This window comes from Candidatus Zixiibacteriota bacterium (assembly GCA_036480375.1).
Lineage (GTDB): Bacteria > Zixibacteria > MSB-5A5 > GN15 > JAAZOE01 > JAZGGI01.
In genome coordinates this window covers 41,455-59,847 of sequence record JAZGGI010000049.1, presented here as the reverse complement: position 1 = coordinate 59,847, position 18,393 = coordinate 41,455, and the positions used below count along the sequence as shown (strand labels likewise).

Annotated in this window: 16 protein-coding genes; 11 read left to right on the top strand and 5 right to left on the bottom strand. The window is 45.7% G+C overall.

Annotation, left to right across the window (positions count from 1 at the left end):
• The first annotated feature begins 233 nt into the window (after positions 1 to 233).
• The 5 genes from hutU to V3V99_14675 all read left to right on the top strand — a co-directional run bounded on the left by hutU (position 234) and on the right by V3V99_14675 (position 5,192).
• A complete protein-coding gene (gene hutU, locus V3V99_14695) occupies positions 234 to 1,886 on the top strand; it encodes a urocanate hydratase (protein MEE9443910.1) in 1,653 nt (550 codons plus the stop codon).
• Between the two features lie 3 nt (positions 1,887 to 1,889).
• Positions 1,890 to 3,167 (top strand): imidazolonepropionase, encoded by a 1,278-nt coding sequence (gene hutI, locus V3V99_14690; GenBank protein ID MEE9443909.1) that lies wholly within the window; start codon positions 1,890 to 1,892, stop codon positions 3,165 to 3,167.
• Entirely contained in the window at positions 3,164 to 3,652 is a 489-nt protein-coding gene (locus tag V3V99_14685) for an LptE family protein (GenBank protein MEE9443908.1), read from the top strand. Before hutI ends, V3V99_14685 begins: the two co-directional genes overlap by 4 nt.
• 84 nt (positions 3,653 to 3,736) lie before the next feature.
• Positions 3,737 to 4,735: a PorV/PorQ family protein gene (locus tag V3V99_14680; GenBank protein ID MEE9443907.1), complete on the top strand. Its 999-nt coding sequence runs from the start codon at positions 3,737 to 3,739 to the stop codon at positions 4,733 to 4,735.
• Position 4,736: 1 nt separating this feature from the next.
• A complete protein-coding gene (locus V3V99_14675) occupies positions 4,737 to 5,192 on the top strand; it encodes a hypothetical protein (protein ID MEE9443906.1) in 456 nt (151 codons plus the stop codon).
• A gap of 321 nt (positions 5,193 to 5,513) precedes the next feature.
• Here V3V99_14675 and V3V99_14670 read toward each other — a convergent pair whose 3' ends face one another.
• Positions 5,514 to 6,560, bottom strand: coding sequence for an ethylbenzene dehydrogenase-related protein (locus V3V99_14670; protein ID MEE9443905.1), 1,047 nt, complete (start codon positions 6,558 to 6,560; stop codon positions 5,514 to 5,516).
• A gap of 348 nt (positions 6,561 to 6,908) precedes the next feature.
• Here V3V99_14670 and V3V99_14665 point away from each other — a divergent pair, with 348 nt between their 5' ends.
• Positions 6,909 to 7,913, top strand: a complete 1,005-nt coding sequence (locus V3V99_14665; GenBank protein MEE9443904.1) for a hypothetical protein — start codon at positions 6,909 to 6,911, stop codon at positions 7,911 to 7,913.
• A gap of 80 nt (positions 7,914 to 7,993) precedes the next feature.
• Here V3V99_14665 and V3V99_14660 read toward each other — a convergent pair whose 3' ends face one another.
• Complete coding sequence (locus V3V99_14660; GenBank protein ID MEE9443903.1) at positions 7,994 to 9,757, bottom strand: GAF domain-containing SpoIIE family protein phosphatase; 1,764 nt, start codon at positions 9,755 to 9,757, stop codon at positions 7,994 to 7,996.
• A gap of 227 nt (positions 9,758 to 9,984) precedes the next feature.
• On the opposite strand from V3V99_14660, the gene V3V99_14655 reads away from it, so the two are divergent.
• The 5 genes from V3V99_14655 to V3V99_14635 all read left to right on the top strand — a co-directional run bounded on the left by V3V99_14655 (position 9,985) and on the right by V3V99_14635 (position 13,725).
• Complete coding sequence (locus tag V3V99_14655; GenBank protein MEE9443902.1) at positions 9,985 to 10,407, top strand: NfeD family protein; 423 nt, start codon at positions 9,985 to 9,987, stop codon at positions 10,405 to 10,407.
• 21 nt (positions 10,408 to 10,428) lie between these two features.
• Positions 10,429 to 11,379, top strand: a complete 951-nt coding sequence (locus V3V99_14650) for an SPFH domain-containing protein (protein MEE9443901.1) — start codon at positions 10,429 to 10,431, stop codon at positions 11,377 to 11,379.
• Between the two features lie 235 nt (positions 11,380 to 11,614).
• Complete coding sequence (gene nifU / locus V3V99_14645) at positions 11,615 to 11,986, top strand: Fe-S cluster assembly scaffold protein NifU (protein MEE9443900.1); 372 nt, start codon at positions 11,615 to 11,617, stop codon at positions 11,984 to 11,986.
• A gap of 10 nt (positions 11,987 to 11,996) precedes the next feature.
• On the top strand, positions 11,997 to 12,824 hold the full coding sequence (gene mutM, locus V3V99_14640) for a bifunctional DNA-formamidopyrimidine glycosylase/DNA-(apurinic or apyrimidinic site) lyase (protein ID MEE9443899.1): 828 nt from the start codon (positions 11,997 to 11,999) through the stop codon (positions 12,822 to 12,824).
• A gap of 121 nt (positions 12,825 to 12,945) precedes the next feature.
• Positions 12,946 to 13,725 carry an enoyl-CoA hydratase-related protein gene (locus tag V3V99_14635; GenBank protein ID MEE9443898.1) on the top strand — a complete coding sequence of 260 codons (780 nt, stop codon included), beginning with the start codon at positions 12,946 to 12,948 and terminating at the stop codon, positions 13,723 to 13,725.
• A 601-nt stretch (positions 13,726 to 14,326) separates the two neighbouring features.
• On the opposite strand, the gene V3V99_14630 is transcribed toward V3V99_14635, so the two are convergent.
• The 3 genes from V3V99_14630 to V3V99_14620 form a co-directional block, all read right to left on the bottom strand.
• Positions 14,327 to 15,289 (bottom strand): DUF2235 domain-containing protein, encoded by a 963-nt coding sequence (locus V3V99_14630; GenBank protein ID MEE9443897.1) that lies wholly within the window; start codon positions 15,287 to 15,289, stop codon positions 14,327 to 14,329.
• A 615-nt stretch (positions 15,290 to 15,904) separates the two neighbouring features.
• Entirely contained in the window at positions 15,905 to 16,933 is a 1,029-nt protein-coding gene (locus V3V99_14625; GenBank protein ID MEE9443896.1) for a dockerin type I repeat-containing protein, read from the bottom strand.
• A 160-nt stretch (positions 16,934 to 17,093) separates the two neighbouring features.
• On the bottom strand, positions 17,094 to 18,383 hold the full coding sequence (locus tag V3V99_14620) for a glycine--tRNA ligase (protein ID MEE9443895.1): 1,290 nt from the start codon (positions 18,381 to 18,383) through the stop codon (positions 17,094 to 17,096).
• Between the last annotated feature and the right edge of the window lie 10 nt (positions 18,384 to 18,393).

The window sequence follows — 18,393 nt, the reverse complement described above, 5'->3', positions numbered from 1 at the left end:
CCCACTAACGACTCTTTATCAATATATCAATTCTATTGTTTAAGTCAAGAATAAGTTCCAATATTATTTAAATATATATCTACCAATTATAGCCATAATGTTGCATTCATTGTTTAATTCTCGATTTCAAGGTCCCAATTGCTTTTTAGGCCCATATCGAAATTGTTTGACTTCTGCGTCGACGATTTTTACCTTACGGCTCTGTGTAAGTGAAATTTAAGGCAGGAAAAACGATGAAATATACGCCCGTTAAAGCCCCTCGAGGCCAAAAAATCAGTTGTAAAGGCTGGCAACAGGAAGCCGCGTTACGGATGCTCAACAATAATCTCGATGAGGAAGTCGCCGAGGATCCAAAGAATCTGGTTATCTACGGCGGTTCCGGCAAAGCCGCCCGCGATTGGAACTGCTACCATGCTATAATGAACTCGCTGAAAAAACTGGAAAACGATGAAACTCTTTTGATACAATCGGGAAAACCGGTCGGTATTTTCCGGACGCATGAATATTCACCGCGAGTTATAATCGCCAACAGCCATCTGGTGCCTCACTGGGCGACCTGGGAGAAATTCCGGCAGCTGGAGCGGTTGGGTCTGATTATGTTCGGGCAGATGACGGCGGGAAGCTGGATTTATATCGGCACCCAGGGGATTATTCAAGGCACCTATGAAACTTTTGCCGCTTTGGCGGACAAGCATTTCAAGGGCGATCTCTCGAGGCGATGGATATTAACCGGCGGCATGGGTGGGATGGGAAGCGCTCAGCCCTTATCGGGAACGATGAACAACGCTTCGATCATTGTCGTCGAAGTTGACGAAGCGAAGATTAACCGCCGTATCAAGACGGGTTTCTGCGACATCAAAATCAAGACGCTGGATAAAGCGCTAAAACTGATTAAAGAACATACGGCCTCAAATGAACCGATATCCATCGGCCTGGTCGGGAACTGCGCCGAGATTTTCCCTGAAATATTCAGGCGGGGTATGATTCCCGATATCGTCACCGACCAAACTTCGGCTCATGATGAACTCAACGGCTATGTCCCGGAAGGGTTGACTATAAACGAAGCGATCAAACTGCGCAAGAAAAATCCCACCGATTATATTAAGCGCTCTTACGCCTCAATGGTGCGACATTGCGAAGCAATGCTTCGCTTCAAAAAAGCCGGCTCAATCGTTTTTGATTACGGCAATAACCTCAGAGGGCAGGCCAAGAAAGGCGGGCTGACCCAGGCTTTTGATTATCCGGGATTCGTGCCCGAATATATCCGGCCGTTATTCTGCAGCGGCCGCGGACCGTTTCGGTGGGTGGCTCTGTCCGGCGACCCCAAAGACATCGACGTCACCGACAAAATCGTCCAGAAAGAGTTTAAAGATAATGAATCATTGATGCGCTGGATTCGTCTGGCGCGGGAAAAAATCCCCTATCAGGGATTGCCCGCCCGGATTTGCTGGCTGGGTTACGGCGAACGAGCGCGCTTTGGTGAAATACTGAACAATTACGTCAGGAAGGGCAAAATTTCCGCGCCGGTTGTTATCGGTCGTGATCATCTCGATTGCGGATCGGTAGCAAGTCCTTATCGCGAAACCGAAGCGATGCTGGACGGTTCCGACGCCATCGCCGACTGGCCGTTATTAAACGGCATGCTCAACGTCGCCTCGGGCGCCAGCTGGGTTTCAATTCATCACGGCGGCGGAGTCGGGATCGGCAACGCCATTCATGCCGGGTTGGTAATATGCGCCGACGGCACCAAAGATATGGGTAAAAGATTGAATCGCGTTCTGACTAATGATCCGGGCACGGGAATAATGCGCCACGCAGACGCCGGTTATAAAGAGGCATCGAAATTTGCCAGGGCTAACAGCATTAAACTTCCCATGATTAAATAGAAAATGGCTAATACCAATAATCAGAAAAAAACGACTCTCCTGATAGAAGACATCGGGCAACTGATCAGTATGCGCGGTTCCGTACCGCGTCGCGGCACGGCTATGTCGGAAATCGGTTTGATTGAAAACGGATTCGTCGCCGTTTCCGGTGAAACGGTTACGGCCATCGGCTCGGGCGATAAAAAAAGCGGGAAAATTGACCCAGCCGAAAACTGTGTTGTTATTTCCGCGGAAAACAAGGTTGTCACTCCCGGTCTGATTGATCCCCATACCCATCCGGTTTTTGCCGGAACCCGTGAACTTGAATTCGAAATGCGCCTCTCCGGAAAATCGTACATGGAAATAGCCCGGGCCGGAGGAGGTATTCGCGCATCGGTTCGGTGTCTGAGGGAAGCCGACGAAAAATCTCTAATGGAGCGGACCCGCAAAACCATCGATACTCTGATGTCTTACGGCGTAACATCAATGGAAGCCAAGTCCGGATATGGTCTCTCGACCAAATCCGAAATTAAAATGCTGGAAGCGATTCAAAAGCTCAATGAGCAGGAATCGATGGATCTATATCCGACTTTTCTCGGAGCGCATGAAATACCGGATGAATACCGGGATAACCGAGACGCTTATGTTGATCTGGTCATAAATGAAATGATTCCGGCCGTGGCCGAACAAAACCTGGCGTTGTTCTGTGATGTTTTCTGCGAGGAAGGTGTCTTTACCGTCGATGAATCACGCAAAATTCTGATGGCTGCCAGACAAGCCGGAATGAAACCGAAACTGCACGCCGATGAAATCAAATCGACCGGAGGCGCAGAACTGGCGGTTGAATTAGACGCGGTTTCGGCCGACCATCTCGGATGCATTTCAAAAGCGGGAATCAGGCAACTGGCCAATTCGGATACCGTCGCGGTGCTTCTTCCCGGAACCGCATTCGCGCTTGACCTAAAAGAATCGGCTCCGGCCCGGGAAATGATTGAAAAAGGAGTTATCGTTGCGCTCTCGACCGACTGCAATCCCGGTTCATCAATGACCGAATCATTACCGATGATAATATCACTGGCTGCCGTAAAACTGAAAATGACCGCTGCTGAATCTCTCTCGGCGGTGACCGTCAATGCCGCCTGCGCGATCGGTCAGGGCGAACGTCTCGGGCGTTTGGAAAAAAATCTACCGGCCGATATCGTCATCTGGGATATGGAAGATTATCGGGAACTGCCATATCATTACGGCGTTAATCTGGTGGATACAGTTATTAAAAACGGGAAAGTCATAATCGAAAAATGAAGCGTTTAGTCGTACAGGCATTACTGATTTTGATAATCGTTTCCGGATGTGGACCGTATTCGTTTTCGCCTTCGGGCAAATCCGCTTTTCAATCGGTATATGTCGCCCAGTTCGAAAATAATACCATTCAATACGAAATGGGCGACCGGTTGACCGACGCCGTTATTGATGCTTTTGTGCTGGATAACACCGTTCAGGTAAAAGAGTCCGATAAAGCCGAAGCGGTATTAAACGGAACGGTTATCAGCTATCGCCGCGATCCGCATACTTTCGACCAGCAGGATAATGTTACCAAATATGCCGTTAAAGTCTCGCTGAGAGTTAAGATCGCCAAAGCCAATACCGAGGATATTATCTGGGAAGAGACTTTTTATGCTGAAGGCGTCTATGATGCCAATACCGAAACCGAAGAGGGCGAAGGGCAGGATCGCGTAATTTCTCTTCTGACGGCAGATATTTTGGATAAAACGACTAAAAGCTGGTGAGATTTGAGTTTGAATTGTGTATAATAGACTGGCCGATTTAATTTTGAATTTGATGCCGCAGGCATCTACACGAAATGAGTTACTATGAATAATTTCTTTGACCGTATGAGTAGAAAAACCGCCGTTTTGATAATAATCTTCGCTGTACTAATGATGTCAAATATCCCGATCAATGCCGGAGACATAAACAAAAACGCGGGGACCACTGGATTCTCGTTTTTGAAACAGGGAGTTGGCGCCCGGGCGGTTTCTCTGGGCGGAGCCTTTGTTTCCATAGCGGGCGATCCTTCGATAATCTATTATAATCCGGCCGGAACCGCCCACCTTGACGGTCGCCAGTTTTTAGCCGGTTATCATAATTATGTCCTCGATGTTCAATCCGGATTCGTGGCCGCGACCATGCCTTTCAAGACCTATGGAAATATCGGCCTGTTTATTTCCTACATGAATTTTGGCGAATTTATACGAACCGACGTCAATGGCGTAGTTGATAACGCCGATCCGACATTCTCCGGAGGAGATTTCTTAATCGGCGCCAACTATTCGCGATTTATTGGTTCATTTCTCTCGGCGGGCATCAACGCGAAATTTATTTCCGAATCGGCTGACGGCTATTCATCTCAGGCGATTGCGGTTGATTTTGGACTGATGTTGACGAATTTTTTCGGAGATTCTCTAACTAACGCCGGTGTCTCGGTATATAATTTCGGCGGAGTTCTTTCCGGATTTTCAGCCGCTTCGGATTACTCACACAAAGACAAATTACCGACGGGCGTCCGCGCCGGAGTGTCTCATTCGCTTCGCGAACTCCCCGTTATAGTTTCATTAAACGGAGTTTATCCCAATGACAATGACTTGTATATCAGCGCCGGTTTGGAATTCTATAAACTGGAGCCTTTATATCTGAGGCTGGGGTATTCGACCTTTGGTCAGAATTATAAAACCGGTTCCGACAGAGATGGGCTGGGAGGATTCGCGTTTGGCTTCGGGCTCGATTACAAACAACTTCAAATTTCTTATGCCTTTATGCCTTATCTTGATCTGGGATCAAGTCATCGGGTAACATTTACAGGGGGCTTTTAAGATGTACAAAAATTTGCTGGCTTTATTTTTAATCGGGATTCTGGCTTTGGGCGGATGTTCTTCAAAGCCTAATACCGATCAGGATCCGAGAAAAGTCGTTATCAAGTTCTTTGGAGCTATGGAAGAGAATGATGACACGGCGTTGGCCCATTATATTGATTTCGAGCGAATGATGAAGCCCCAATCCGCCGATTACGCCCTCTCCGGTGATACCGCGCGGAACTTCAAATTCCCGACGGAGATAATTGACGACTTGATGGATGGGGGGCTCACCAAGCAGCGGTGGTTTTCCATGCAGCGGATTGTCAATAACGCCGAGGATTTCGGCGACAGCGCCACAGTCGAGGTTTCATTTATTAATCCGACTACTAATACTCAATACCTGACCAAATTCGGCCTGCGCAAAATAAACGATATCTGGAAAATCTATAGCTTCAATGTCAGAGACGGCGAATAGCCAAAAAAACATCCAAATATAAAAAATCGGCGTCTTTTTTGTTGACATAATTATCCGAATTCAATATTAACAAAAAAATGGAAGCTTGCCGGCCAAGGGTTCTGTAGGGACAGAGGGGGAAGGTCCCCATAGGAGAACCTGTGGGATGGCGACAAACTTCCATTCTCAATAAAATAAAATGTCAAAAATTGTCAAGTACTTTATGGCCTAAATATAGGTATTACATAAAATACTGGAGATTATGTCCTGTAGTTGTTTAACTTACAACGATTAAAAAAACCCGCCAGGAGCGGGTTTTTTGGCTTTTATCATCGAATATTCTTATTCAAATACCATATAAAACGGCGGCGCCCCATGATGTTTCATGCCCGAATTGTTGCCGATCGCGATTGAAATCTGCAGCGAATCCGGGATTGAGAAACTCAAATCGACGTCATCGGCGTCCGCTGTGGTAAGCTGACGAGCGAAAACAACCGTCCATCCCAAACCGTCATGTTCCGAAACCGCACGAACATCCCAGCGAGAACCGTTAGCGCCGGAAAGATGATTTAAATAAAAACCGGGCATTTTTACTCCATTCGAATCGGTAACACTCGCCCAGCTATGGCTGTGTATATAGCCTATATATATTCCTTCCAGAAGATCCGGCCCGGTATAATCTGTGGAATCTGGATGCATATAAAGTGGCCGGGGGCTGGGAAATGCTCCGAAATTCCTATAGTATAACTCTCCGCCCGTTGATGCTTGAGGATCTGTTGCAGTCGTAGTAGTTGTAATATGCATATCTTCAGCATAACTGGCCAGTCCCGTTCGGTTTGCTTTCCAGTGCCACACATCAGCGTCATCACCAGTTGCGCCGTAGAGCTTTCTGCCGGAAGCGTTGGCCGTACTGTGGCATAAGGCCGAACAATCAGCGCCGTTGGGTCCCCCGTTGTCAATAATTACATAAAATCGATCTTCATTTGCAAACAGAGTAGTGTCTATTTCTTCCCAGTTAATTGTATTGTTTAGCCAGCGAGCCTGTAACTGCCCGAATTGGTTATCCTCGGAATTATCATTCCACTCAACTCTGACAAAAATGGAATCATTGGCAGTCAAGGCCTTCATGCTGGCGGTTAAATTATTGGTAAAACTCACTCCGGCGTTATATTTGGATGAATCACCCACGGAAACATCAACTGCTTCAATCGAATTCCAGACGGCATGATCGACCGAATTCAGGCCCGGACTCTGATGAGCTTCCACGACCAAACGCGGAGGCGGAGGAGGGGGCGTCGGCCCAACGCCGTTGTCATCATCGCCGCCGCAACCATACCAAACTGCGGCAAAGGCTATAATAAATATTAATGAAAGGATTTTTCTGAACATAGATACCTCCGTTTACGGATAAGTATTTCTAAGACTATCTAACTTAAATATCGCCTAATTTCGCAATTTGTCAAGTGAGTTCTCGGTTAATAATATGCTACAAAATGTGATGATCCATCCCAGAAAAGCGAAGCTTTTTTGGGGTGGGTTTCCGCAAATAGTGTTTGACTTTGATAGATATTCTTATTAATATTTGTGTTGTGCGTCTTAAACATTATGATAAGTCAAATACTGATCGTGCTGTAAATTTTTCCTGTTACGGCAGATTGCGATTACTACGCAATCGATCAGAGAATAATAACCAAACCCATAGAGGGATTATGTACAAATGGTCTTGGAGGATCTATAATGGACAGAAAAACGATAATAAGCATAGCAATTGCGAGTACAAATGGGACTATTGTTGGTGCATTAAAAGATATATTACTAAAACATGAATTTATTGCAGAAGTTATGCTAACGAATAGTCTTGACTCTACTCTTAAACAAGTACTTAATGAAAAAACCAATGCACTAATAATTGACATATTTGACCTAAATACACCAGATAGCGTGAAATTAATCGAGAACATCCGTGATCGCCTGCCTGAGGTACCGATTTGCCTACTGGGTACTCGCGAGCAATTGCATGAAATGCCGAATGTACCCACCTCATGGAAATGGCGCTTTCTTGACCATTATTATAAACTTCCATACGATACCGCCGCAGATAAATTCATTCAGTTGGCTAATTCTATGGCCAATAAACTTGCGTCATATTGGTTATCCCGTAAGGCACGGGTCCGATTGCGAGATTTGCAAAATATTGTGGCTCATGATTTAAGTCCAAATTACGTCCCGCATAATGGAAAAACAAAAGAGGACGTAGAAAAAATAGTCCAAATGGCAATTGATGCACTAGAAGTGAGAGAACTGGATACTGCGCCGAATCAAATTGTCCCAGGACTTGAATCAGGGGACGTTCAAATCTTGGTTAAACAAACGATACAAAAAGCCTCTGCGGCATTGGAAAAAACAGCCAACATAAATAAGACAATCCTTGCTTGTGGAGCCATACTCGTTTTGGGGTCATTTATAATCGCTATTCTAAAACCTGGTTGGGAACCAGCAGTTTTTGGTGGATTTGGGATAGCGGGCATCATAACATCGCTTATAGTTAATCCTCTTAGGTCAATAGGTAAGAGTGCTCAGCGGTTGGTTCAGATTCAAGTATCATACTTGAGCTTCCTTAATCAAGTATCGATCCTCAATAAGGTAATGCGTAAAGAGTCTGAATTATCCATTAAAGTAAGTGAGCGACTTGAAGCAGTAACCAAAAGCCTTCAGGAAGCGTTGGAGAAACAGTCAATGTAACTCTGTGAAAGAAAAATGTCAGATGGGAACGACTGGTGACCCATCCCAAAAAGTGCGGCTTTTTTCGAGTGGCTTCCCCCTTACAATCTCTTAAGCAGGATAACAGTCAAATCATCCATTATAAAGTCGGGGTGGGCGAATCCGTGAACGGCAGACAGCATCTTATGACCAATCTCTGATGCCGATAACTTCCTGTGTTTTTTTATAATCTCAACCATCCGCTCGGTTTCAAACTGCTCGCCTTTTTTATTTTCCGCTTCGGTGATGCCGTCGGTAAACAGGCACAGGATATCTCCGGCATTGATATAAATCGGACGTTCTTCATAACGGACGTCGGGTCGGACGCCGAGAATCAGGCCGCCTTCAAAAAGCTCCTCAACCGAATTGTCTTTCCTGACCAACAAACCCGGATTATGACCGCAATTGGAAAAAGTAAAGATTGAATTTTTGGAATCTAAAACTCCATAGATGGCAGTGACAAAATTTTCCGATTCCAATGATTCACATAGAAGATTGTTTACTTTGCGGCAAATAGTACGGATAGCGTAATTGTTTCTAATCTCGGCAATAAGTGAAGCTCGAAATGACGCCATAATGAGAGCGGCGGGGATGCCCTTGCCGGATACATCCGCGATGGTGATACCGAACTGATTCTGCACTATGTTAATAAAATCATAATAATCGCCACCGACTTCACCCGAGGGAATATTGGTTCCCCACAAATCATATCTGTCAATCCGGGGAACTTCATCGGGCAGGAAAGTTTTTTGAATCGTTCGGGCGATATGCAACTGCTCTTCAATCTTTTTCTGATCAAGCATATACTTATGCAAACGGGCCCGCTCGATTGATATTGCCGCCTGAGTAGCAAACGTTGTCAGGATATCCTTATCTTCATCGGAAAAGGCGTCATGATTGTTATGTTCGAGATTTAAAACCCCGACGAGTTTCATGTCCAGCATGATGGGGACAACGATTTCGGAATTCGTTTCCGGGCGGGCGTTAATATATCGGTTATCTTTGGAAACATCTGATATGATTTCAGCCTGTCCGCTTTTGGCGACGTTGCCGACGATACCCTGTCCTACTTTCAGATGCAAATCGGCGTTTATAACATCATCATACCCAACCGATGAAATTGATTCGACATCCTGGGATTCTTCCTTGATTAAATAAACGCCACCGGCATGATATTCTATGATGTTTTTCAAAGCGATTAAAATATTATGCAATACTTCATCAAGATTCAACGACGTCATCAGTAATCGGCTGACATCAAATAATGTTTTTTTCTCGAGGGCTTTACGGACAGCGGAGCGATACAACTGAGCATTATTAATCGCCAATGCGATTTGATCGGACAAAATCTCCAGCGTATCCAAATCTGATTGCTCGAACTTGCCGTCGCGAGCGTTAACCGCCTCGATAACTCCAAAAAACTCGCCGCGCAAAGTCAGGGGATAGCAAATAATTGATGTCAGATCAAAATCTTCGTTTTTGGTAAAGGCCGGATAGTACCGCTTATCCTCAGATGGACAGTTGGACAGAACCGGTTGGTTGTTTTGCGCTACCCATCCGACAAATCCCTGACCCATCTTAATAATCATCCGCTGCGGTTCGGTATCGCCGTAATAAAATCGGCCTCTCAACTCATCGCTGGCGGCGTCATAGCGATACACCATAGCTCCTTCGGCATTGACCGCCTGAGTCAGAAGCTGCAAAACCGACTTGAGGACGTCTTCATATTCAATCGTCGAATTGAGCATATGGGACGATTCGGCGATCAAGGCCAGCTTTTCGACCGATTCTTTTGAATCTTTTAATCTGTCTAATAGTCCGCTCATATTATATCAAAGCCTTTGCTTGATTGCTCTGCGTTTAAGCAATTATACAACAAGGCGATGAGATAATCGATAGAAAAATGACAGAAATCGCAACATACGAAAGACAGCAAATCGCCTGTTTTTAATTGAATATTATCAGTCACTGCCGGTATATTAGACAATACAAAACACAAACAAGACCTGTCGGCATGAGTTAAAAAAGCTCGTGCCTGATGCGGGAGGCTGATATGGATAGAGTAATCTGGGTATGGCTGGCGGCGGCGCTGGCTTTCATTATCTTCGAAATATTCGCGCCGAGCTTTATCTTTGCCTGTTTTGTTGTCGGAGCCATTGCCGGAGGAATCACGGCCTTATTTACCGATTCATACGTCTTACAGGGCGCGGTTTTCGCCGTCGTATCATTGATATTACTGCCTCTCACCCGGCCGCTGGCCAATAAAATCACCAAAGAATCGCCGATCAAAAGCAACATGGATGCCTATGTCGGCCAAACCGCCATGGTCAAAAAAGAAGTTTCCGATATCGCCGGACAAGTGGTTATCGACGGACAAATCTGGCAGGCCAGAGCCGAAAAAACAATCCCGGCCGACGCCCGGGTAAAGGTTATTTCCTACGAGGGCGCCAAATTAAACGTTGAAAAAGCTGAATAGTTTATAGACAAGGAGGAAAACATGTCAGGACTTATCATATTTGTCGGGGTACTGGTTGTCTTTGCCTTTATCCTGATCGGAATGTCGTTTCGCATCATCAGACCTTTTGAAAAAGGATTGGTGGAACGACTGGGTAAATTTCAAAAGACGCTCAACTCAGGGCTTAACATAATCATTCCTTTTTTTGACATGATTATTAAAGTCGATATGAGGGAGGTCGTTCTTGATGTCCCCTCGCAAATGGTGATTACCAAGGATAACGTCGGCGTCGAGGTGGACGCCATTATTTACGCCCAGGTAACCGACCCGGTCAAATCACGCTACGAGATCGGAAACTACATTCGGGCGGCTACCAAGCTGGCGCAGACTAACCTGCGTAATATCATTGGCGAAATGGAACTTGATCAGACGCTGACATCCCGCGATGTCATAAACGGACAGCTTCGCGATGTTCTCGATACCGCTACCGATAAATGGGGTGTGCGCGTCAATCGCGTCGAGCTCCAGCGCATTGATCCACCGGCGGACATAACTCAGGCTATGAGCCAGCAGATGAAAGCGGAACGTCTTAAAAGAGCCACGATTCTCGAAGCCGAAGGCGTTAAGCAATCTCAGATTTTGCGCGCCGAAGGCGAAAAACAAGCCACGATTCTCGAGGCTGAAGGTCAGGCCGAAGCTATCAAGCGGGTTGCAGATGCTGATAAATATAAAGAAATCGCCCTTGCCGAAGGTGAGGCGAAGGCAATCGTCAATGTCTTTAGCGCCATCCATGACGGGAAGGCGACCGAGGATGTCGTAACGATCAAGTACCTCGAAGCTCTGGCCAAAATCGCCGACGGAAAGGCTTCCAAGGTCTTTCTGCCGATCGAGGCCTCGGGTGTCCTTGGCGCTCTGGGTACCGCCTTTGAAACCATTGCCGGAAAAGGCAACAAAGATATTGCCCCCACGGCGGAAAATTCAGGTCAAGCCTAACTCAATCCTTTCAATAGTGAGACTGACGGCGAACCGAATGGTTCGCCGTTTTTTGTTAGTTCAGAGGGGTTTTAATATGACTATTTTAAGTTCTAAAAGTATTGCAATTCTAAAAAAAAATTGTATATTGCCGAGCAAAGATAATGGATAATATGGGTCTGAATTTTTTTAGCATTTAGGCCATATTTTATAAATGGCACCCGAAATTGATTTAGTTCGCGCCTCTGGAGACGACATGTATAACGAAAAAATAATGGATCATTTTCAGAATCCTCGCAATGCCGGTGAAATAGAAGATGCCGACGGCGTCGGAACCGTTGGAAATCCCACCTGCGGGGATATAATGACCCTTTACATAAAAGTTGAAGACGATATTCTCGTTGACGTCAAATTCAAGACCTTTGGTTGCGGAGCGGCCATCGCCTCCAGCTCATTTACAACGGAACTGGTCAAGGGCAAGAAGATTGAGGATGTTATAAAATTTACGCGCAACGACGTCGCCGAAGGTCTTGGCGGGCTGCCGCCCATAAAAATGCATTGCAGTAACCTGGCCATGGATGCTCTTAAGGCGGCTATCGAGGATTACCAGAAGAAAAAATCGCAATAAGTTATTATTAATGCCGGAGCTCCCTGAAGTAGAAACAGTTGTTCGAGGATTGTCAAAGACTATCGTCGGGCATCAAATATCAAAAATCACAATAAAAAATACCGCCAGAATTTTCCCGGGCAGAGCCAAATTCAAGGCGCGTCTCTCAAACACCAAAATAAAATCAATAAATCGCCGGGCCAAAAATATCCTGATAAATCTATCAAATGACTACACGCTCTGGGTACATCTGAAAATGACGGGATATTTTTATTATCGGCCCGCTTCAACTCCGATCGATAAACATGATCATGTTGTTTTTGACTTCACTAAAAATAATTACAATTTAAGATTCAATGATTACCGCCGTTTCGGATATTTGAAATTATTCCCAACCGATGAAATATATAATCAACCGGGGCTGGCTGACCTTGGCCCGGAGCCTCTGGATTTGTCGGCAGAAGATTTTTTATCTATGTGCCAATCTCGAAGCCGAATGATCAAACCTGCCCTTCTGGACCAGACTTTTATCGCCGGTATCGGCAATATCTATGCCGATGAGTCGCTGTACCTGTCCCGCATCCATCCTCAGAGATTGACAAATTCGCTATCCAGCAAAAAACTAACGGAGCTCCACGGGCATATTCAATCGGTCTTGAAGCAAGCGATCAAATTAATGGGAACTTCTGTTGATACATTCGCCGGCGTCAACGGTCAACCGGGGCGTTATCAGAAATACCTTCGGGCCTACGGGCGCGAAGATGAACCCTGCTTTCGATGCGGCCGCAAAATCAGGCGTGAGAAAATCGGCAGCCGCTCGGCTCATTTTTGCCCGTCATGCCAGAGGATATCACGGTAAATAATATTTGTCACGGTCTTTCTTGACTTAAGATAAAAATCGATTAACTTGTCATCATTACGATTTAATTCCCTGGACAGAAAAGTTTGTGGGACTTTTTAATATCTAAGTGAGGATTACCATGGATTACAAACATATCATCGTCGAGATTAAAGACGCTGTCGCGGTCGTTACGTTCAACCGCGAGAAAGCACTCAACGCGCTCAACTATGAACTGATTGCCGAACTGCATGATTTCTTTTCCAAAAACTGGATCGATCCTGATTTCAGATGTGTGATTCTAACCGGCACCGGTAAAGCCTTCGTCGCCGGAGCCGATATTGCCGAACTGTCTGAGCTTAATACCGCTACCGCCGCCAATGCATCGGAAATCGGACATTACCTGATGAAAACAATCGAAAACTTCCCCTGCCCGGTAATCGCCGCCGTTAACGGTTTCGCTCTCGGCGGAGGATGCGAACTGGCCATGGCCTGCGATATCCGCATCGCCTCGGAAAAAGCCAAGCTGGGTCAGCCCGAAGTCAACGTCGGCATTATTCCGGGATACGGCGGAACGCAACGTCTCCCAAGACTGGTCGGCATCGGCATGGCCAAAAAACTTATCTTTACCGGCGATATGATAAAAGCTGAAGAGGCTTATCGTATCGGCTTGGTCGATGAGCTATGCGCACCCGATGAACTGATGAACAGAGCCATGGAGATAGCCAAAAACATCGCCTCCAAAAGCGGGCCGGTATTAAAACTCGCCAAAGAATCAATCAATCACGGCATGAGCGTAAATCTATCGGCGGGATGTAATCTCGAACGCGGAGCTTTTGGAGTTACATACGGCTATTCAGACTCCACCGAAGGCCTCAAAGCCTTCCTCGAAAAACGCCCTCCCAAATTTGAGCATAAGTAGAAATTTATATAAAGCAGGAGTCGATTCACAGGCTCCTGCTTATTCTAATTTACCGCTCATCAGAATTCCATATTTGCCCTGAAAAATGGGTTTGTTTCCTCAGATTAACGTTTTGGGTCATATCAAGTCGGTGGTGATTCAGGCAAAAGCCTGTTTTCAGCTGTCGGGGATGTCATCCCTTTTTGGCTGTCGCGTAATTTATCTGAATTTTTGCCAAGGCGTTGGTCATTTATCTTATTCTACCTTAATGTTTTTTTGTTATTTCCCCGAAAGACCCGAAGGGGTCGTTGCAGGAATCCAGTATATAATTTACTCCGCATGGATTCCCGACTCGCTTCACCCCTTTCGGGGGTTTCGCTCTCGGGAATGACAGGTTATTATATTATCTGTAGGAGCAGGGTTTCCCGGCCCGAAAAATAATTGTTTGATATATCCACGCGGGCGCGGAAAACGCGTCCCTACGGACGATTGGTTAATTGTAATATGTTTCATCTTACATATGAGGATGAATTCTGAAAATACATCAGATCGGCTGGATAAATGTAAATGCTCACATGCGGGACCCCACCTTCCGGCTGTCGTCAGAGGACGGACCACCGGTCTAATTAAAGTGTAAGTTCTGGGGTCTATATTTTTTTATCTCTCGCATTCTTTTATTAACAGTTTCATGAATATTCGATTTCTCAGCAATAGATCTCCACACCCATCCCAAAATCCACCAAATTGGCCAAAGGGGATTATGAATTTTGTCTTTGTAATCGAGTTTGATTGAATTAAACTCCTCCATATTTATCGTCAAATCACAAGCGTCGGCTTGTTGCGCCATCCATTTCAATGCTATATTTGAAAGACCATCCTCAATATATCCACCACCCACGTCGGAATGAACTCCTGCAAACCACACCTGTTCAATTGTTTGGCCCTCTACAGGCAGTTCCCAAAGTACAGGTCTGAACTTAATCCGTTTTTCATCTACTGAGAGAGCATGATAACCATATTTTATGGCAGCATTAAGTTTTCTATCACTGAACTTAATGCGATCATATAGGCCGACGCTTTTGACAGTATCCCAAACTCCGATAAAATGTGGTACACATTGTTTCGAAAATGTCTCTCTAAATTCAATGGCCATTTTGTCATTAGTTTCAATCTTACGGCTCCGGTACAATTTTGTCGCATACGGAATAAGGTTTTCATGTCCTTTATATAGTAAGCCGCATTTCATAATCATTGCGGCTAAGGCTCGTACTGTATATGCGCCCCGACTAAAGCCAAATAAAAAGATTTTATCTTCTTCTTCAAATGTAGACATAAGGAACCGGTAAGCATCTTCGATGTTACGTGTGATGCCGTGGGCAAATGCCAATCCCATTAATCTTGTCAGTAATTTGCCAAGCCTCGTAACAGCAACGCGCGATCCAAGCGTCCCTATACCAGGATTATAATAGGCGATTTGCTCATCGGTATGGTTGGGGATCTTTTCAAATAGTTTTGATACATTCGTCTTGGTTTTGCAGTATTGATTACCCGTTCCATCACAGAAAATGACAATGTTTTTAGACATAACGCCTCCCAGTTTTGGATTATATTTTCCCGCTCGATTTATATATCTGAATGATGCTGTGTGAGCGCAGTGTGAATATATACAATAAATATTGGATGATCAATATATTCAAGTGCAAATTAGACTTTAGAGTGACACGGATTGTCACTCTGTATGAATAAATTTGATTTGGATCAAAAAATATCCTTTTTCTGTAATTTAGAATGCCACTATATGCACGCATGGGGCCTTCGCAATTATTCGTTAACTTTGATGTTTTTACCTAATTTGTTCGCATATATAAGATGATTGGGCGAGAATAAATAATGGAAACACACTCCGCCCCTGCGGGCACCCCTCTCGAGACAGGCGGGGGCCTGGTTGGGGAACAGGCGAAAGCCTGTTTTGCTGGTCGCTCGCGAGCGACTCCTACAGGAAAATCAGGAGTTCGCCTGTCGTAATTACCATCGAGTTGATATGACCCAAAACGTTAATCTGAGGAAACAAACCCATTTTCGGCGTAGGTGGACACCTGTACGGCACAATAATATTTGCTGGTGCACGAGGCTTACGCCGACTACAACCAAACATAGGTTTCCAGCATACGCTATTATTGAAATACAGATTATTGATTTTTTACAAGGTTTGTTTGGCAATGATGCGGTAGCGCCAGGTATATAAAACCGTATCGGAGGCGGGCCAGAAACCGATATTGTCATCGTTGGGATCGTTACTCGGCGTGACCCATCCGGTTACCGGCAAAGAATCTTCGAGAATAATTTCAATTGTGGGCGCGTTTTGTTTCCAGACGCAGGAGCCTCCGATCAGTCCGAACTTACAGCCCCGATCAGGAGGTGAAATCATCCAGCTATCATCGGGTATGGTAAATTGCGCATCCTCGACGTAAGATACCGAGGCATCAAACGAATCGGGAGAAACACGCATCGAAGACAACATCAGCGGTTTAAAAGTCTCCCATGGACGGATATCCGGCTCAACACTTCCGGTAACGGTAATTTTTACCGAAGCCACTGATGAATCGCCCCGGGGCGGCGCGATGATGATTTCGCCTTCGACTTGCAGAGTCGATATATCACCGGAAAACGAGAGCACAAGATCGTTGCAGATTTCCTGATAAGAATATACCACTGTGCCGCCCTGGAGTAGTTTGCCACCTTCCCAAAAAGTGGGCATCAATACTATTGATGTTCCCCAACCGGATTCTGTTCCGGAGACCATTCGAAAGTAGCTGCCGGCGGTATCGAGCGAGGCGTATTGCGGGTATGAAATATCGCTGCCGTAGGCGATCCGAACAGTGGAGCCGTCCTGAGTGACGATCCAGTTTGAAGATGATTCTCCGGGCGCGGGCCCGCTTTTGAAGATATAATTAACGAGATAGACAATATCGGCCATATTAATCAGGCCGTCATGATTGACATCACCCCAGAGCATCGGATCAATTCCCTGGCCGCCTCGAAACAGATGATACACGAGATAGACCGGATCGCCGACATTGATTTTTTCATCATTGTTTACGTTGCCGCAAAGTGGTTGGCCAATAACTAATTGAGGGATAAGCACTAATGTGACACAAATTAGAAAAAAGCGGAAAATCAGAATAAAATTACGGGTGATTTTGACTTTGAGCGGGACAAAAATAGACATTATTAACTCCCCGACATGAAAATAATGATATTTGGCACAGACTTCCCCAAGATGAGCGTAAACTAATATAACAAACATATCGCACTATGTCAATGGAAATAATTAATTAAATGCAGTAATTTGTAATTTTGATGTATTCAGAATCAAGGAAAATCACAGGCTACTGTGAATTTATCTTTTTTTCAAGCAAATCGGGCAGTTCGGCTATTTTATGCCGGGTTTGTTCCATGCTGTCGCGGTCGCGGAGAGTGACAGTGTCGTCTTCCAGTGTCTGACCGTCAACGGTAAAGCAATATGGTGTTCCGATTTCGTCCATTCTCCTGTAGCGTCGCCCGACGGCTCCGCCAGCGTCATAAAAGACTTTGAATTTCCCGCGCAAATCATCATATAATTTTTGCGCCAGTTCAGGCATACCTTCTTTTTTAACCAGTGGCAAAACGGCGGCTTTGAAAGGCGCGATTTTTGGTGACAGACGCAGGATAACTCGCGTTTCGTTTTTTACTTCTTCTTCGTCATAAGCGTCAACCAGACAGGTTAAAAGAGTCCGATCGCATCCGGCGGAGGTTTCGATGATATAGGGGAGATATTTGCCTTTGGTCTGTTCGTCCCAGTAACGCAAGTCTTTGCCGGTTGCTTCTTTGTGGCGGGTCAGGTCAAAATCGGTGCGGTTGTGGACGCCTTCCAGTTCTTTCCAGCCGAAGGAAAATTCGTATTCGATATCATAGGCCGCCTTGGCATAATGGGCCAGTTCATCGGGGCCGTGTTCGTGCCATCGAAGTTTATCTTCTTTGATGCCCAGATCGAGGTAAAATTGCCAGCGTTTTTCGCGCCAGTACTCAAACCACTTTTCGTCTTCGGAAGGATGAACAAAAAACTGCATTTCCATCTGCTCGAATTCGCGGGTGCGGAAAATGAAATTTCCAGGCGTGATTTCGTTTCTAAAGGCTTTGCCGATTTGGGCGATTCCAAACGGTATCTTCTGGCGGGAGGGACCCTGGACATTGAGGAAATTAACGTAAATACCCTGAGCGGTTTCGGGACGCAAATAGACGACACTGGCGTCATCCTCGACCGGGCCCATGAAGGTTTTGAACATGAGATTGAATTGCCGCGGTTCGGTCAATTCTCCGCCGCAATTGGGACAGGTATCGGCGTCCAGTTCATCGGCCCGGAAGCGGGCTTTGCATCTCTTGCAATCGACTAAAGGATCGGTGAATTCTCCAACATGGCCGGAAGTATGCCAGACTTTGGGGTGCATCAGGATGGCGGCGTCGAGACCCTCGATATCGTCACGTTTGTGAACCATTTCGCGCCACCAGAAATCCTTGATGTTACGTTTTAATTCGGCGCCCAAAGGCCCGTAATCCCAGCAGGCGTTGATGCCGCCGTATATTTCGGATGACTGGAAAATATATCCCCGTCTCTTACAGAGGGAAACCAACTTATCCATGAATTCATCT

What these genes read in the sequence shown, in the direction of transcription:
- hutU (MEE9443910.1), top strand. Translation starts at nt 234, where the DNA reads ATGAAATATACGCCCGTTAAAGCCCCTCGAGGCCAAAAAATCAGTTGT.
- hutI (MEE9443909.1), top strand. Translation starts at nt 1,890, where the DNA reads ATGGCTAATACCAATAATCAGAAAAAAACGACTCTCCTGATAGAAGAC.
- V3V99_14685 (MEE9443908.1), top strand. Translation starts at nt 3,164, where the DNA reads ATGAAGCGTTTAGTCGTACAGGCATTACTGATTTTGATAATCGTTTCC.
- V3V99_14680 (MEE9443907.1), top strand. Translation starts at nt 3,737, where the DNA reads ATGAATAATTTCTTTGACCGTATGAGTAGAAAAACCGCCGTTTTGATA.
- V3V99_14675 (MEE9443906.1), top strand. Translation starts at nt 4,737, where the DNA reads ATGTACAAAAATTTGCTGGCTTTATTTTTAATCGGGATTCTGGCTTTG.
- V3V99_14670 (MEE9443905.1), bottom strand. Translation starts at nt 6,560, where the DNA reads ATGTTCAGAAAAATCCTTTCATTAATATTTATTATAGCCTTTGCCGCA.
- V3V99_14665 (MEE9443904.1), top strand. Translation starts at nt 6,909, where the DNA reads ATGGACAGAAAAACGATAATAAGCATAGCAATTGCGAGTACAAATGGG.
- V3V99_14660 (MEE9443903.1), bottom strand. Translation starts at nt 9,757, where the DNA reads ATGAGCGGACTATTAGACAGATTAAAAGATTCAAAAGAATCGGTCGAA.
- V3V99_14655 (MEE9443902.1), top strand. Translation starts at nt 9,985, where the DNA reads ATGGATAGAGTAATCTGGGTATGGCTGGCGGCGGCGCTGGCTTTCATT.
- V3V99_14650 (MEE9443901.1), top strand. Translation starts at nt 10,429, where the DNA reads ATGTCAGGACTTATCATATTTGTCGGGGTACTGGTTGTCTTTGCCTTT.
- nifU (MEE9443900.1), top strand. Translation starts at nt 11,615, where the DNA reads ATGTATAACGAAAAAATAATGGATCATTTTCAGAATCCTCGCAATGCC.
- mutM (MEE9443899.1), top strand. Translation starts at nt 11,997, where the DNA reads ATGCCGGAGCTCCCTGAAGTAGAAACAGTTGTTCGAGGATTGTCAAAG.
- V3V99_14635 (MEE9443898.1), top strand. Translation starts at nt 12,946, where the DNA reads ATGGATTACAAACATATCATCGTCGAGATTAAAGACGCTGTCGCGGTC.
- V3V99_14630 (MEE9443897.1), bottom strand. Translation starts at nt 15,289, where the DNA reads ATGTCTAAAAACATTGTCATTTTCTGTGATGGAACGGGTAATCAATAC.
- V3V99_14625 (MEE9443896.1), bottom strand. Translation starts at nt 16,933, where the DNA reads ATGTCTATTTTTGTCCCGCTCAAAGTCAAAATCACCCGTAATTTTATT.
- V3V99_14620 (MEE9443895.1), bottom strand. Translation starts at nt 18,383, where the DNA reads ATGGATAAGTTGGTTTCCCTCTGTAAGAGACGGGGATATATTTTCCAG.